17 protein-coding genes are annotated in these 12,658 nt (G+C 52.8%); 7 read left to right on the top strand and 10 right to left on the bottom strand.

The window, feature by feature from the left end:
- Nucleotides 1-60: 60 nt before the first annotated feature.
- Nucleotides 61-456: a lysozyme inhibitor LprI family protein gene (locus IMQ48_RS08990; protein WP_196208753.1), complete on the top strand. Its 396-nt coding sequence runs from the start codon at nucleotides 61-63 to the stop codon at nucleotides 454-456.
- On the opposite strand, the gene rutR is transcribed toward IMQ48_RS08990, so the two are convergent.
- Both rutR and IMQ48_RS08980 read right to left on the bottom strand, forming a co-directional pair.
- On the bottom strand, nucleotides 453-1,091 hold the full coding sequence (gene rutR, locus IMQ48_RS08985; protein ID WP_196208752.1) for an HTH-type transcriptional regulator RutR: 639 nt from the start codon (nucleotides 1,089-1,091) through the stop codon (nucleotides 453-455). The genes IMQ48_RS08990 and rutR overlap by 4 nt on opposite strands.
- A 189-nt stretch (nucleotides 1,092-1,280) precedes the next feature.
- Nucleotides 1,281-1,454, bottom strand: coding sequence for a general stress protein (locus IMQ48_RS08980; protein ID WP_096757608.1), 174 nt, complete (start codon nucleotides 1,452-1,454; stop codon nucleotides 1,281-1,283).
- Between the two features lie 385 nt (nucleotides 1,455-1,839).
- On the opposite strand from IMQ48_RS08980, the gene wrbA reads away from it, so the two are divergent.
- Both wrbA and IMQ48_RS08970 read left to right on the top strand, forming a co-directional pair.
- Nucleotides 1,840-2,436: an NAD(P)H:quinone oxidoreductase gene (wrbA, locus tag IMQ48_RS08975; RefSeq protein ID WP_003832057.1), complete on the top strand. Its 597-nt coding sequence runs from the start codon at nucleotides 1,840-1,842 to the stop codon at nucleotides 2,434-2,436.
- Nucleotides 2,437-2,456: 20 nt separating this feature from the next.
- Nucleotides 2,457-2,684 (top strand): YccJ family protein, encoded by a 228-nt coding sequence (locus tag IMQ48_RS08970; protein WP_096757610.1) that lies wholly within the window; start codon nucleotides 2,457-2,459, stop codon nucleotides 2,682-2,684.
- Nucleotides 2,685-2,728: 44 nt separating this feature from the next.
- Here the strand turns inward: IMQ48_RS08970 and agp are convergent, their stop codons facing one another.
- The 7 genes from agp to IMQ48_RS08935 form a co-directional block, all read right to left on the bottom strand.
- On the bottom strand, nucleotides 2,729-3,970 hold the full coding sequence (gene agp, locus IMQ48_RS08965) for a bifunctional glucose-1-phosphatase/inositol phosphatase (RefSeq protein WP_196208751.1): 1,242 nt from the start codon (nucleotides 3,968-3,970) through the stop codon (nucleotides 2,729-2,731).
- An 87-nt stretch (nucleotides 3,971-4,057) separates the two neighbouring features.
- Entirely contained in the window at nucleotides 4,058-4,765 is a 708-nt protein-coding gene (locus tag IMQ48_RS08960) for a helix-turn-helix transcriptional regulator (protein WP_196208750.1), read from the bottom strand.
- Between the two features lie 69 nt (nucleotides 4,766-4,834).
- Nucleotides 4,835-5,590, bottom strand: coding sequence for a sulfite exporter TauE/SafE family protein (locus IMQ48_RS08955; RefSeq protein ID WP_196208749.1), 756 nt, complete (start codon nucleotides 5,588-5,590; stop codon nucleotides 4,835-4,837).
- Between the two features lie 136 nt (nucleotides 5,591-5,726).
- Complete coding sequence (locus tag IMQ48_RS08950) at nucleotides 5,727-6,233, bottom strand: protein disulfide oxidoreductase (RefSeq protein WP_196208748.1); 507 nt, start codon at nucleotides 6,231-6,233, stop codon at nucleotides 5,727-5,729.
- Nucleotides 6,223-6,846: a DsbA family protein gene (locus IMQ48_RS08945; RefSeq protein ID WP_196208747.1), complete on the bottom strand. Its 624-nt coding sequence runs from the start codon at nucleotides 6,844-6,846 to the stop codon at nucleotides 6,223-6,225. Before IMQ48_RS08945 ends, IMQ48_RS08950 begins: the two co-directional genes overlap by 11 nt.
- Nucleotides 6,843-8,723, bottom strand: a complete 1,881-nt coding sequence (locus IMQ48_RS08940; protein ID WP_196208746.1) for a protein-disulfide reductase DsbD domain-containing protein — start codon at nucleotides 8,721-8,723, stop codon at nucleotides 6,843-6,845. The genes IMQ48_RS08945 and IMQ48_RS08940 overlap by 4 nt, the downstream gene beginning before the upstream one ends.
- 48 nt (nucleotides 8,724-8,771) lie before the next feature.
- Nucleotides 8,772-9,134, bottom strand: coding sequence for a copper resistance protein (locus IMQ48_RS08935; RefSeq protein WP_196208745.1), 363 nt, complete (start codon nucleotides 9,132-9,134; stop codon nucleotides 8,772-8,774).
- Nucleotides 9,135-9,482: 348 nt separating this feature from the next.
- On the opposite strand from IMQ48_RS08935, the gene dsbA reads away from it, so the two are divergent.
- From dsbA to IMQ48_RS08915, 4 genes are all read left to right on the top strand, one after another.
- The gene (gene dsbA, locus IMQ48_RS08930; protein ID WP_196208744.1) at nucleotides 9,483-10,106 is read left to right on the top strand and encodes a thiol:disulfide interchange protein DsbA; all 624 of its coding nucleotides are present in this window, start codon (nucleotides 9,483-9,485) and stop codon (nucleotides 10,104-10,106) included.
- A gap of 207 nt (nucleotides 10,107-10,313) precedes the next feature.
- The gene (cbpA, locus tag IMQ48_RS08925) at nucleotides 10,314-11,234 is read left to right on the top strand and encodes a curved DNA-binding protein (RefSeq protein WP_196208743.1); all 921 of its coding nucleotides are present in this window, start codon (nucleotides 10,314-10,316) and stop codon (nucleotides 11,232-11,234) included.
- Nucleotides 11,234-11,539 carry a chaperone modulator CbpM gene (cbpM, locus tag IMQ48_RS08920; RefSeq protein WP_196208742.1) on the top strand — a complete coding sequence of 102 codons (306 nt, stop codon included), beginning with the start codon at nucleotides 11,234-11,236 and terminating at the stop codon, nucleotides 11,537-11,539. Before cbpA ends, cbpM begins: the two co-directional genes overlap by 1 nt.
- A gap of 145 nt (nucleotides 11,540-11,684) precedes the next feature.
- Complete coding sequence (locus tag IMQ48_RS08915) at nucleotides 11,685-12,371, top strand: Crp/Fnr family transcriptional regulator (protein ID WP_196208741.1); 687 nt, start codon at nucleotides 11,685-11,687, stop codon at nucleotides 12,369-12,371.
- Between the two features lie 46 nt (nucleotides 12,372-12,417).
- On the opposite strand, the gene IMQ48_RS08910 is transcribed toward IMQ48_RS08915, so the two are convergent.
- A partial coding sequence (locus IMQ48_RS08910; RefSeq protein WP_230326348.1) for an outer membrane protein OmpK occupies nucleotides 12,418-12,658 on the bottom strand: 241 nt, incomplete at its 5' end.

The following is a 12,658-nucleotide window of genomic DNA, read 5'->3' as shown; positions in this document are numbered from 1 at the left end:
TAATACTTAACAAACAAGCATTACCGGCACGTTGCCATTATTATTAAGCCAGAGGGAAGCATGAAACGAATTGTACTGACATGTGCGGCACTGCTGCTCAGCAGCCCGGCGCTGGCGGAAGACTGCGCCAACGCGAACACCCAAACTGAGATGAACACCTGCGCCGCTGAGCAGTTTAAAGCGGCGGATGCAAAGCTCAATGATACCTATCAGAATGCGCTTAAGCGTGCAGCGCCCACTCAACGTGAATTACTGAAAAAGGCGCAAGTCGCGTGGATAACACTGCGCGATGCTGACTGCGCGTTAATCAGCTCAGGTACGGAAGGCGGCAGCGTCCAGTCGATGATCGCCAGCCAGTGTCTGACCGACAAAACTCACGAGCGTGAAGCGTTTCTCGCCTCGCTGCTGCAGTGTGAAGAAGGTGATTTAAGCTGCCCGTTACCGCCCGCCGGTTAACGCACGCGGATCCCTTCGATAATCATCCGCTGGACGTTCTCAACCGTTTGGTTAAAAAAGGCTTCATCGCGCAGTGTTGCACCCGTCACTGCTTCCACCTGTGGAGCAAAGTCGGCGTAGTGCTGGGTTGAAGCCCAAATCATAAAAATCAGATGATGCGGATCGACCGGTGCCAGCTTGCCACTGCTGACCCATCCGGCAATCAGCGCAGATTTCTCATCGATCAGCGTTTTAAGATCCCCCGTCAATTCGGTCATCAGCAGCGGCGCGCCTGCCAGCATCTCCATACAAAACAGCCGTGATGCCTGCGGGTAATCGCGGGAAACTTCCAGTTTGAGGCGGATATATTCTTTGATCGCCACCAGCGGCGCAAAGTCTTCACGAAAGGCCTTCAGCGGCGCCAGCCAGATGTCGAGGATCTGGCGTAACACGGCAATATAGAGCACTTCTTTTGACGGGTAATAATAGAGCAGATTGGTTTTTGACACGCCCGCCTGTTCAGCCACCTGTTCAAGACGCGTTCCGTGGATCCCATACTGGGAGAAGATATTTAGCGCCGCAGTTAAAATGGCCTGGCGTTTCGCGTTGACCGCCTGCGAGCGTTTACCTGTTTTTTTCTCTGCGCCTTGAGCCATCCGCCCTCTCCTTGTTCTGAGGGCGTCAGCATAACAAATCATACGGTGAATGGATAAATTAAAGCGGGCACGGGAAGTGGCGTGCAACCTTCAAACAAAAAAACCGCCGGACAATCCGGCGGCGGTGGCTTGCGACGTCTGTCGTTGAACGCTCAGACGTCACGATATAGTTAACAGACAGCCTGGCAATTACGTTTTGTTATTGCCGTGGCTATTTTTGCCCCCTTTTTTGCCTGCCTCTGAAGCGCGTTGCGGGTCATTCTTGAAATTACCCCCGCTATGCTGGCCACCTTTTCGACCTGCTTCTGATGCTCTCTCACGGTCTTCCGCAAAGTTGCCGGAACCGCCTCGATGGTTTGCCATTACTGACCTCCGTCATTGATTAGACATCATATTGCATAGGTACTGAGGAGTGATACCTCACGCAAGCTGTGGGCAATGCCCGATGTTCGCTGCGTGGGATTAAGCATAGTGAAGACTGGCCTGACAACCGGCTAACGGTAATATTCTGCAACAGGTTTGCCGGTATTTGGCGAATAATCACCACCTAAAATCAATAAACCTTTCTTATGACTAGCAAATCCAACCTGCTCAAAAATGTATCATTTTGCGACAAAAAAGAACTGCCATTAAAATTGTTATAAATCAAAGAAATGATGGTGAAATTTGCACTCCTGGCAGTACGTCATATCTTTAAAGAGAGGTAGCGATTCGCTACACAGACGGTTAACTCGAGGAGTAGTGTAAAATGGCAAAAGTTCTGGTGCTTTATTATTCCATGTACGGACACATTGAAACGATGGCCCATGCAGTCGCAGAAGGTGCAAATAAGGTCGATGGCGCGGAAGTCATTATTAAGCGTGTGCCAGAAACAATGCAGCCTGAGATCTTCCTGAAAGCGGGCGGTAAAACACAAAACGCCCCCGTCGCCACCCCACAGGAGCTGGCTGATTACGACGCCATTATTTTTGGCACCCCTACCCGCTTTGGCAATATGTCAGGCCAAATGCGTACCTTCCTGGATCAGACCGGTGGCCTGTGGGCTTCTGGCGGCCTGTACGGCAAACTTGCCAGCGTATTCAGCTCAACGGGGACAGGCGGTGGTCAGGAACAAACCATTACCTCAACCTGGACAACACTTGCCCACCACGGGATGGTCATCGTTCCTATTGGATATGCCGCGCAAGAGCTGTTTGATGTCTCACAAGTTCGCGGCGGGACGCCGTACGGTGCAACCACCATTGCCGGGGGCGATGGCTCTCGCCAGCCAAGTCAGGAAGAGTTGTCTATCGCCCGCTATCAGGGTGAATACGTCGCCGGTCTGGCAGTAAAACTCAACGGCTAATCCGCAACAGGAGGATTCGTATGCCAACTCAAGAAGCGAAAGCCCATCGCGTCGGTGAATGGGCGCGTCTGCGCAACACGTCGCCGGAAATCGCCGAGGCTATCTTTGAAGTCGCCCATTACGACGAGAAACTGGCGGAAAAAATTTGGGAAGAAGGCAGCGACGAGGTACTAATCAAAGCTTTTGAGAAAACAGACAAAGATTCACTCTTTTGGGGTGAACAGACTATTGAACGTAAAAACGTCTAGCGTCATGACTCCCCCGTCTGCACGGGGGAGTTTCTTTTTTCACCTTACTTTACCGCCGCATTCAGCACGTTATCGAATTTATCGATCGGGCAGAAGCCATTCGCATCTATCGGGCAGCCTTTCAGTTCCAGCGTCACGCGCTGCGCGGGTGATTTCAACGTCAACACCTGTGCATCACGCAGCTGGTGCGAGCTCTGATAAACATACTCGATTTTCATCAGATCCCGGTTAGCATTACTGTCATGCCAGCGCTGGAAGACAATCTTCCCGCCAATCGGCGTGCGTTCGTTCTGGTCATGCAGCTGATACGGTTTGAAATCCAGCGCGGTGAGTAATGACGCAATGTTGGAGTCGTGACCGACCAGCACGGTAATTTTCGGCGCTTTTGTACGCTCGGTCACCAGTGCGTTATCGATATATTTCACCAGTGGCTTGGCCACATTTTGCGCCACGGCCGGCGAGGTAAACAGGCTGTCCTGATAGCCATTTTTCAGCTTCGACAGCACTTTCCACTGTTGGTCAGATTTGATCTCACCCCAGGCCACCTCATTTAGCGGGAAACCTTCGTAATATTGCAACGTGAACGCATCCACCAGCGAGTTACCGACCTTCAACGGTCCTGAAACCCCAGGCTCCTGTTGGTACTTCGCAGTAAACGTGTCTTTGGCGTCGGTCAGTGAGCACTGCTGTTTTTCTTTACAGGACGGTGAGTCTTTGTAGTTCGTCATTTGCTCTAGCAACTGGTAGCTGTCGCTAAGCTGCATTTTGCTGCGCTCTTTTTCCATCGCCTGCACGGCCTGCTGACTAAATGCGGCAGAGTCGTCAGTGATTACCGGGTTGAAGGTGGGATCCATGGTGCCCATTTTTTCTTGATGGTGCACGGGTACGTCGCAACCCGGGAACGCGCCGGTCACAAAGAACTGCGCCGTTGCGACCGTACGCTGCAGGCTATTGGCGTAGGTATACACCGTATCCGGGGCCGGACATTCACCGGATTTCACCATCCCCTGCTCTGCCAGCCATTCACGCATGTAATGGCCCATATAGATTTCCAGCACCCCGCCTTTGGTGGTGAGCTGACCGCCCGGTACATCCCATTGTGGCCACTGCTTCGGCGTCGATTGCTCCAGAACGCTGCCATTATTGGCTAAAGGTGCACGTAAGTTATGTCGGCTCATCATCAATACTTGCTGGAGTTGATAGCCCTCCGGCGCGGTCTGCGCCTGTGCGGCGGATGACAGTAATATGACCCCTGCCACGGCTGCGGCGATTAACGATTTATTCATCCCTACGACCTCTTGTTGTTATCAATCACCACTGAGTGTGACAGAAACAAGACATTTTTCCGGGAACGCTTTCGCAAAATGGGTCATCTAGCGTGTCACTTTAATGCCAAATTCGGTCTGGAGTTTGCGGATCCCAAGCGGGGTGAAAGTAACATGCCGACTCCCGGCTTCAGTTTTAATCCATCTCCGCTCGGCAAACCAGCGCAATAGCGTGGCACCAAGCACGCCGCCCGGATGGTAGCGCCGCTCACTCCAGTCCAGACAACCACAGCTTAGTTTCCGTCGGGAAACGCCTGCCCTGATGACGATCCCCAGTTGTGCAAACTGTTCTTGCCCCAGAGACGTCACCGTTTCGCCATCCGCGCTTATCCATCGCCGGGTAACCAGCGTATCAAAAAGCCTCACAGCCACTTCTCCGGCAAGGTGGTCATAGCAGGTTCGGGCATGTCGTAAGCCTGGCGGTGTGGTGATTTTTCGTGGTTTTGGTGTAGCCCACGCCACGCCCATCAGACGCTCCAGCAGTTCCGCGATATCCGCGCCTGCCAGACGAAAATAACGATGTCGCCCCTGAGCGAGCGCCACAACAAAACGCTGTTCGCACAGTCGCGCCAGATGCGCACTGGCCGTCGAGGCCGACACATCTGCCACAGCGCTAAGTTCGGTTGCCGTCCAGGCGCAGCCATCCATCAAAGCGCACAGCATGCGCGAGCGCGATTTATCCGCCATCACGGCCGCAGTAAGCGCCATCCGCGACTCCAGATCACCTTCTTCTTCATTCAGCATGATGGATGTCATAGCGACCCCTTTAACCCTGAATATCTGTATTAACGATGTCATGACATTATCATGAAGTCACCGCGAGGATTATGCCGCGCGAAATATCATTTCCGCCCCTAATCCCACCAGGCAAAACAGAAAACAGCGCTTGAACACCACAGGAGAAATCACCCGCCGCACACGCGAGCCAATCCACTGACCAATCAACGCCGGCACAATGGCAAAAGCGGATAAGCTTAGCGACTGAACGGGCAGCGCATTGTGCCACCACAGACCGAGCGCGAGAGCCAGCGTCGAAAACGTAAAGGAGATCCCAAGCGCCTGCACCAGTTCATCCTTTTCAAAACCCAAGGACTGGATCCACGGCACGGCTGGCATTACAAACACCCCGGTACCACCGGTCAATAAGCCGGTCACAAATCCAATAACCAGAGAAAGCGGTTTTTCACGCTGCGGATCTACCGGGATCTTTTTTCCTGCCAACGTCCAGATGGCGTAAGCCACCAGCGCTACGCCGAGCGCAAACTGCGTGCGAGAGGTGTTACCACTGGTGATCCAGGTACTGGCCAACAGCGTTGCCACCACCACCGCCAATAACATGGGCCACAGGCGTTTCAGTAATACCTGAGTATTTCCCCCACCGCCAAACTGAAACAGATTACTGATTAAAGAGGGTAGCAACAGCATGGCCGCTGCCGCCACCGGGGAGATAAGTGAGCCGAGGATCCCCATCGCCACCGTAGGTAACCCCATGCCGGTCACGCCTTTCACCATGCCTGCCAGCACAAAGGTTGCGGCAATCATTATCACCATCGACGGTCCAAACACTAAAAACATCGCCATACTGCGCTACCCTGAAAATAAAGAAGATGACGTATTTTGGACGTGAATCGTGATGTTTGCTTCGTCAGGCAACGAACTATGCCCGCCAGTATTACCCGTAATACAATAAAAATGCCGGGTTTCCCCGGCACGATATTCAGAACGTTTTTGCCCACCACAGCCGCAATTTCATGCCCCAGTAACTGGTCCAGCCGCTGGTTGTGGAGACCACGCGACCTTGCGACATCACCACCAGCGTCGGCGTGACGCTAACCTCCCAACTGCGGGAGAGAGCGCCATCAGCGTCATTAATAACCGGGAAGTCCACGCCTTTGCGCGCCAGCCAGCGAGACACTTCCGCTTCACTGCCGGAGCGTAACGCAATGGTCATCACGTTCTCTCCTTCCCGCTGCAATCTGGCAACGTCCGGTGTGGTGAAGCGACAAACACCACACCAGCTAGCCCAGAAATAGAACAGCACAGGTTCTTGTTGACTGAGCGCCGCCAGGGTAACGGTTTCACCATCCAGCGTCTGCAAAGGCGTACTGTCAAAAGAGGCTGGGAGCGTGGGTGCACGCCACGCATCCATCAGCAGCATCGCTCCCGCAATCAGCGCCAGTAAGATGACCCCTTCGCGCAGCCAGCGCCGCAGTTTACTGAGCATTCGCAGCCGCCAGTTTTTCTTTGACCACCTGTTCCAGCGTTTCCCACGGTACGGCGCCAGGAATCAGTTCATCGCCGATAATCGTGGCAGGCGTACCGCGCACGCCCACCAGCCGCGCCAGTTGCAGGTTGGTGCTCAGCGTTTCCATACTTTTATCATCCAATGTGACCGGGGTTGCCGCCGATTTCTCCTGCGCCTGTTTAATACTGGCAGCAGTATGGTAGCCTCTTTTTTGCATCAGTTTTTCATGTAACGCCTGGAACTGCTGCGGGTGCTCACGCCAGGTCATCAGTGCGGTGCGCGCCGACAGCACCGAGCTTTCACCTTTAAACGGCAGTGGTTTAATCACTACGGCTACGTCCGGGTACTTTTGCACAATTTTTTCCAGCATCGGATCCAGCTGCTTGCAGTACGGGCAGTTGTAATCGGTAAAGTTAATCAGCGTCAGTTTTGCCTGCTTCGCACCAATGCGCGGGCTGTCCGGATCGTTAAACAGCGCTTCCTGAATTAACGCTTCAATTTGCTTTTCCTGCTCCGGGGTAAACGGCGCGGGTTCTTGCGCCACACTGACGGCAGAAAACAGGGACAACAGCAGAACAATCAACAGTTTCATGGCGTGACTCCTTTAGCATCTACCAGCGTGTTTAACACCGCATCGCGGGTTAACAGCGTCGGCAACGCCTGGCCTTCCGGCATGCCGGGGCCATAAATTTGGTTAAACGGCACAGCAACCTGGCCGCGTTTTTTTAGAAATTCGGTAATTGCTTCAGAGGGCAGCGTCCAGTCACCGCGCAGTGCCACCACATCGGGCTGCTGCAGGGCGGCCTGCACGTCTTCTTTATTCAAGACGTTGTATTTGTTGACCTTACAGGTAATACACCAGTCGGCGGTCACATCGATGAAAACACGTTTATGCTGAGCCAGCGCATCGGTGATGGCCTGTTCGCTAAGTGGCTGCCAGTTGACGCTCTCTTTAGCGGCACTTTGGCTGGTAAACCCCAGATGCGGGAGCAGCAACGTTGCCAGCCAGATGGCTGAACCGAGCATCATCACCCCGAGCAAACGCCGCAGGATAGTCATCCAGCGTCCCGGACGGGGTAAACGCAGCGCCAGACCCGGGCGCAGCGCCACCAGCAGCCACGGTAAACTCATTCCCAGCCCCAGAGCCAGAAACAGCCCCCACAGCGTGGGTAGTGAAGCCGTTAGCGCCACCGCCACCGCCGTACCCAGAAACGGCGCACTGCACGGCGTGGCAAGCAGCGTCGCAAACGCGCCCTGCCAGAAATGACCGGCCAGGCCATTGCCACCGTGGGTCGCCAGCGTAGTAGTCATCTTTGAAGGTAAACGGAATTCAAACAGCCCGAACAGGCTGGCACTGAACGTCAGCATCACCAGCACCATCACGCCGATAAACCACGGACTCTGGAACTGGATCCCCCAGCCGAGTGCCTGATTGGTCATCCGCAGCACCGTCATCAGCGCGGCCAACGCCATAAAGGAGACTACTATTCCGGCCACCGAAGCCAGAAACTGGCGGCGAACCTGGCGACGGCTTTTCTCCTCGACGAGTAAAATTGAGCCCAGCTTCATCCCAAGAACCGGCAGCACGCAGGGCATCAGGTTGAGGATAAGCCCGCCCAATAGCGCCATCAACACCACCTGCCACAGCGGGAGCGCCGCGCTTTCAGCTGCAGGCGCGTCACCAATAACAAGACGGCTTTCCTGGGCAACGCCGTTGTCTGCCAGCACCAGCGTGAGCGATTTACCGCGCAGATCTGGCGCTCCCTCGCCCCAGCTGTCATGCACCGGGATCGTGGCGCGCAGCGTTTCCCCCTCCACGCGCATTGTCGGCATGCCAAAGTCCGCCTCATCGACAGTATCCAGGTACACCCCCGGTGTAGACCAACCGCCCTTACGCTGCGCCTCGACGACCAGTTCTCCGGCGCGCGCCCCGGCGTGCAGAGAATCCGTCAGACCACTGGCAAGTGGGATCTGCCCCATGGCCTGTGCATAGTCATGGGCAAAAGTGGCGTCCTGGACAGAAGGCGTCACAGAAAAGGGATAATCCGTCAGCAGACAGACGTTGCTACAGGTCGACAGCGTCAAAACGCCGTTCAGCGTAGCCGGTGACGTACCGCGCACCACCATCGGGAACGTCACCCGATCGTGATAGCCCTGGGTGGTAATGTTGGCGACTTCAAAACGCGCAGGCGTGGGCCAGAACCAATCCACCGTTGGCATTTCACCTTTCCAGGTAACAGAGGGGGCGACCCCACCCTCACCCGGTGAACGCCAGTAGGTTTTCCAGCCATCCTCCAGTTTGACGTCCAGCAGCAGCCGGGTTTCTCCCTCGGCAGACGTATCGGCACGCAGCCGCACGCTGGCGTGGTCGTTCTCGGCTGAGCGCAGCCAGCCGATGTCAGCCGCCCAGGATACGGGCAGCCATAGCAATAACAGACAGAGCAGCGCCTGCCTGAAAACAGTCATCATATTTTTTCTCCGTGAATAATTATCTAACAGTCAGCAACGGCTGCTCTGTCATTCACGGAAGACGCAAAACCTGAGATGAACCCGCAGAGTGGGCGGCGAGATAGCTCGCGGTGGGAAAAACGGCAGACGAAAAGCCCGCACCGGCGCCAATAGCGACAAGAGCAGGCAAAGCACCAGAATAGCGCCTTCAAACAGCACCGGCGGCGAAGCCAGTAATGACTTCGCGCTCAGTTCGCAAGGGGTCACGGGTGAGGCGTCATCAGCCTCTGTTTGCGCGCTGGCAACAACGGTTGCGGCAAAGGTGTTCATCTGCAACGCGTGCAGACCCGCCATGCGCTGCGCGGTGCATACCATCACCACGACACATGCCAGGCACAGGAACCACCATCCCATCCGTTGACGTTTTGCCATTTTACCCTCACTGATTGACGCGGTTATCTTAGCTACTGGCGAGGTTTTGGCAACCTTTACGCTGTAAAGTTATGTCGGTGCAAGGATGCTCATCTACCGTGCCGATATGTAATAACATTAAATAATCGCCACCGATAAATATAACGAGGGTTATCTTTCGCTATTTTCGATGATTCACCGAAAAACTCCATCCAGATATTTAAATGCGTTCTTAAAATATACCCATGCGTAAATCAAAGTAAGGGACAGCGTATTTTAAAATAAATACTTTATTATAGGCAGGCGTAATGGACATCGCGTTCATTATAAACACCTTTGTTAATAATATGTTATTTAGAGTATATGGAAATGAAAAAATACTTACTCCCGCTGATCGGATTGCTGTTTACCGTAAATGCTCAGGCAGCAACATTTACCGATGGAAAAGAATTTATCACGCTTGAAAAAGCCGTACCGGCAGCTCCTGCGGCGCTGAAGTTTTTCTCCTTCTACTGCCCCTCCTGCTATCAATACGATGAGGTTCTGGAAGTTACTGATAATGTGAAAAAAGCTTTACCTGAAAATGTTAAACTCACAGAGTACCACGTCGATTTTTTAGGCCCTCTGGGAGCCGATATGACGCACGCCTGGTCGGTCGCCATGCTGTTAAATGTGGAAGAAAAGGTTAAACCTTTACTTTTTGATGCCGTGCAGAAGAAGCAGTCAATTAAAACCGCTGATGATATTCGCAAAGTGTTTATCCAGGCAGGCGTGAGCGCCAGCGATTATGATGCCGCGTGGAATAGTTTTGCGGTTAAATCACTAACAGCCAAACAGCAAGAATTGGCCAAAGCCGTCGATTTGAAAGGCGTACCGGCTATCTTTATCAACGGTAAATATATGATTAACCCGAAAGGATTAAATTCCGATAACGTTAATACCTTTGTGCAGAATTACGCAGAAACGGTCCGCTTTCTTATTACTAAACCCTGATCATTAATATTGCACGACGCACCACCCAACAGAAACCATCTACTGCTGTTGGTGGTGCAAAATGTCCAATACCTACCGCCAGGCGTAACCGTTTTCCGCCCCTTTCATAGTTGGCATTCGCACTTTTCAGGATTACCCTAAACTTAACGGTGATGCCTTTCCCGAGGGGTATCCTTCTTCATGGGTTGATTCATACGAGATAACACTATGGAATTAAAGGATTATTACGCCATCATGGGCGTGAAACCGACGGACGATCTCAAAACCATCAAGACCGCCTATCGTCGACTCGCCCGCAAATACCATCCTGACGTCAGCAAAGAAACCGATGCCGAAGCGCGTTTTAAAGAGGTTGCTGAAGCCTGGGAAGTTTTAAGCGATGAACAACGTCGTGCCGAATACGATCAGTTGTGGCAGCACCGCAACGATCCGCAGTTCAGCCGTCAGTTCCAGCAAGGCCAAGGTCAAAGCTACAACACCGAAGATTTTGACGATATTTTCTCCTCCATTTTTGGTCAACACGCTCGCCAGTCGCAACAGCGCCACGCCCGTCGTGGACACGATATCGAAATCGATGTGGCCGTGTTCCTCGAAGAAACCCTTGCTGAGCATAGTCGCACCATCAGTTACTCCCTGCCGGTCTACAATGCGTTTGGCCTGGTAGAGAGAGAAATCCCCAAAACGCTGAATGTGAAAATTCCAGCAGGTGTAGGCAACGGCCAGCGCATCAGGCTGAAAGGCCAGGGCACGCCCGGTGAGAACGGTGGCCCGAACGGTGATTTGTGGCTGGTGATTCATATCGCGCCGCATCCGCTGTTTGATATCGTCAATCAGGATCTGGAAATTGTTGTGCCCGTTGCCCCATGGGAAGCTGCGCTGGGCGCAAAAGTCACCGTGCCAACGCTCACAGAGAGTATTCTGCTGACAATCCCCGCCGGCAGCCAGGCCGGACAGCGATTACGCATCAAGGGCAAAGGGCTGATGAGTAAAAAACAGACCGGCGACCTGTACGCGATTATCAAAATTGTGATGCCACCCAAACCTGACGACAACAGCGCCGCATTGTGGCAACAGCTGGCGGACGCACAAAAGACCTTTGATCCACGCAAAGAGTGGGGGAAAGCATAATGGCTAACGTTACCGTCACCTTTACCATTACCGAGTTTTGCCTGCATACTGGCGTTTCTGCCGAGGACCTGAATGAAATTGTCGGCCTGGGGATGATTGAACCCCGGGAAGATGAGAGCGCCCACTGGCAGTTTGACGATCGCGCGTTAACCATCGTACGGCGGGCTTTACGTTTACGTCAGGAACTGGCGCTTGACTGGCCGGGGATCGCTGTTGCATTCACCTTACTGGAAGAGAATGCACAGTTGCGGCAGGAAAATCGCCTGCTGCGCCAACGCTTGTCGCGCTTTATCGTGCATTCATAATGTGTATATCACAACGTTATGAGGGGCAACATCGTGCTACCCCTTATTTTCTGATATTTAAGCTGATCCTAGCCTTAATGACATTGAAAGGCTGATAACATACATTCAGAGACAAGAATCATCTTTAAACAGAAGAAGTTGAGCCATGCAGCTTAAACCACTCACAAAAGGTCGTTTTCATAATATCTGGCAACAGGATGATGCCTTAATCGAAAAAATTTTTCAGGAATTGCTCTCAGAAACGCAGCTTATTCATGAGGATGAATACCTATACCACCAGGGTCAGATCGTCGATCGTCTGATTATGGTTCAGTCTGGGAGAATTTCTCTGCGTTACAGCGCTGAGAATGGTCGCCGTTTTCAACTGGGCGCAATGGAATGTGATGAGCAACTTTTTGGAGAAATGGAGTTTTTCACCGGGTATCGCTGCCAACTCGACATTGTGGCCGAAGAACCGCTCACCGTTGCAGTATGCAGTTGTGAACGGCTGGAGGACGCATTAAATCAGCACCCCAGGCTGGCAATTTTCTTCGCCAGTGCGATGGCGGTAGATTATCAGGATATGCTGGAAATTTTCCTACACCGTATGCTCTACCCGATTGTCCATAATGTGGCTTATGACCTTTACCGTCAGCATCAACATAAGCAACCGATGGACGGTTTCAGTAAAAAATATCAGGAAGCGGAGCGATTTGGCACAACCGACCGAGTCTACCGACGGGCGGTTAAAGCGCTTACTGACGCAGGGTTAGTAACCCGAACGAAGCAAGGGCTTGAAATCAAAGATTTGGATGGGCTACGGCACTTTTTGGGGAACGATATCATTGACTGATACACCAACACGGTGACATAGCGTGTTGGTGTATCTTTGGCAGTGATTAAAATTTATAGGTGAGGCTGAAGTAATGTCCAAGGCCCGTTGTGCGCCCCGCTCCTCCGTGATTTTCCATCAATGCCATATTACGAAAATACTTCAAGCCGTAGCCCACGGCATAGTGCTCCGAATGCCAGTAAATACCGTTATACCATTCAATAGCATTATTGCTGTATAACGCTTGATCAGCAATCTTGTTGGCGGCGAACTGGTAGTCGAAGTACCCTTGATAGTTTAAATAGCTG

Origin of the sequence: Citrobacter sp. Res13-Sevr-PEB04-36, from assembly GCF_015672735.1 — a bacterium.
GTDB lineage: Bacteria > Pseudomonadota > Gammaproteobacteria > Enterobacterales > Enterobacteriaceae > Citrobacter.
Note: the sequence above shows the minus strand (reverse complement) of the source record. Positions and strands in the feature narration are given on the sequence as shown.

Excerpts from the sequence above, each read along its gene's own strand:
- IMQ48_RS08990 (WP_196208753.1), top strand. The coding sequence starts at position 61 with ATGAAACGAATTGTACTGACATGTGCGGCACTGCTGCTCAGCAGCCCG.
- rutR (WP_196208752.1), bottom strand. The coding sequence starts at position 1,091 with ATGGCTCAAGGCGCAGAGAAAAAAACAGGTAAACGCTCGCAGGCGGTC.
- IMQ48_RS08980 (WP_096757608.1), bottom strand. The coding sequence starts at position 1,454 with ATGGCAAACCATCGAGGCGGTTCCGGCAACTTTGCGGAAGACCGTGAG.
- wrbA (WP_003832057.1), top strand. The coding sequence starts at position 1,840 with ATGGCAAAAGTTCTGGTGCTTTATTATTCCATGTACGGACACATTGAA.
- IMQ48_RS08970 (WP_096757610.1), top strand. The coding sequence starts at position 2,457 with ATGCCAACTCAAGAAGCGAAAGCCCATCGCGTCGGTGAATGGGCGCGT.
- agp (WP_196208751.1), bottom strand. The coding sequence starts at position 3,970 with ATGAATAAATCGTTAATCGCCGCAGCCGTGGCAGGGGTCATATTACTG.
- IMQ48_RS08960 (WP_196208750.1), bottom strand. The coding sequence starts at position 4,765 with ATGACATCCATCATGCTGAATGAAGAAGAAGGTGATCTGGAGTCGCGG.
- IMQ48_RS08955 (WP_196208749.1), bottom strand. The coding sequence starts at position 5,590 with ATGGCGATGTTTTTAGTGTTTGGACCGTCGATGGTGATAATGATTGCC.
- IMQ48_RS08950 (WP_196208748.1), bottom strand. The coding sequence starts at position 6,233 with ATGCTCAGTAAACTGCGGCGCTGGCTGCGCGAAGGGGTCATCTTACTG.
- IMQ48_RS08945 (WP_196208747.1), bottom strand. The coding sequence starts at position 6,846 with ATGAAACTGTTGATTGTTCTGCTGTTGTCCCTGTTTTCTGCCGTCAGT.
- IMQ48_RS08940 (WP_196208746.1), bottom strand. The coding sequence starts at position 8,723 with ATGATGACTGTTTTCAGGCAGGCGCTGCTCTGTCTGTTATTGCTATGG.
- IMQ48_RS08935 (WP_196208745.1), bottom strand. The coding sequence starts at position 9,134 with ATGGCAAAACGTCAACGGATGGGATGGTGGTTCCTGTGCCTGGCATGT.
- dsbA (WP_196208744.1), top strand. The coding sequence starts at position 9,483 with ATGAAAAAATACTTACTCCCGCTGATCGGATTGCTGTTTACCGTAAAT.
- cbpA (WP_196208743.1), top strand. The coding sequence starts at position 10,314 with ATGGAATTAAAGGATTATTACGCCATCATGGGCGTGAAACCGACGGAC.
- cbpM (WP_196208742.1), top strand. The coding sequence starts at position 11,234 with ATGGCTAACGTTACCGTCACCTTTACCATTACCGAGTTTTGCCTGCAT.
- IMQ48_RS08915 (WP_196208741.1), top strand. The coding sequence starts at position 11,685 with ATGCAGCTTAAACCACTCACAAAAGGTCGTTTTCATAATATCTGGCAA.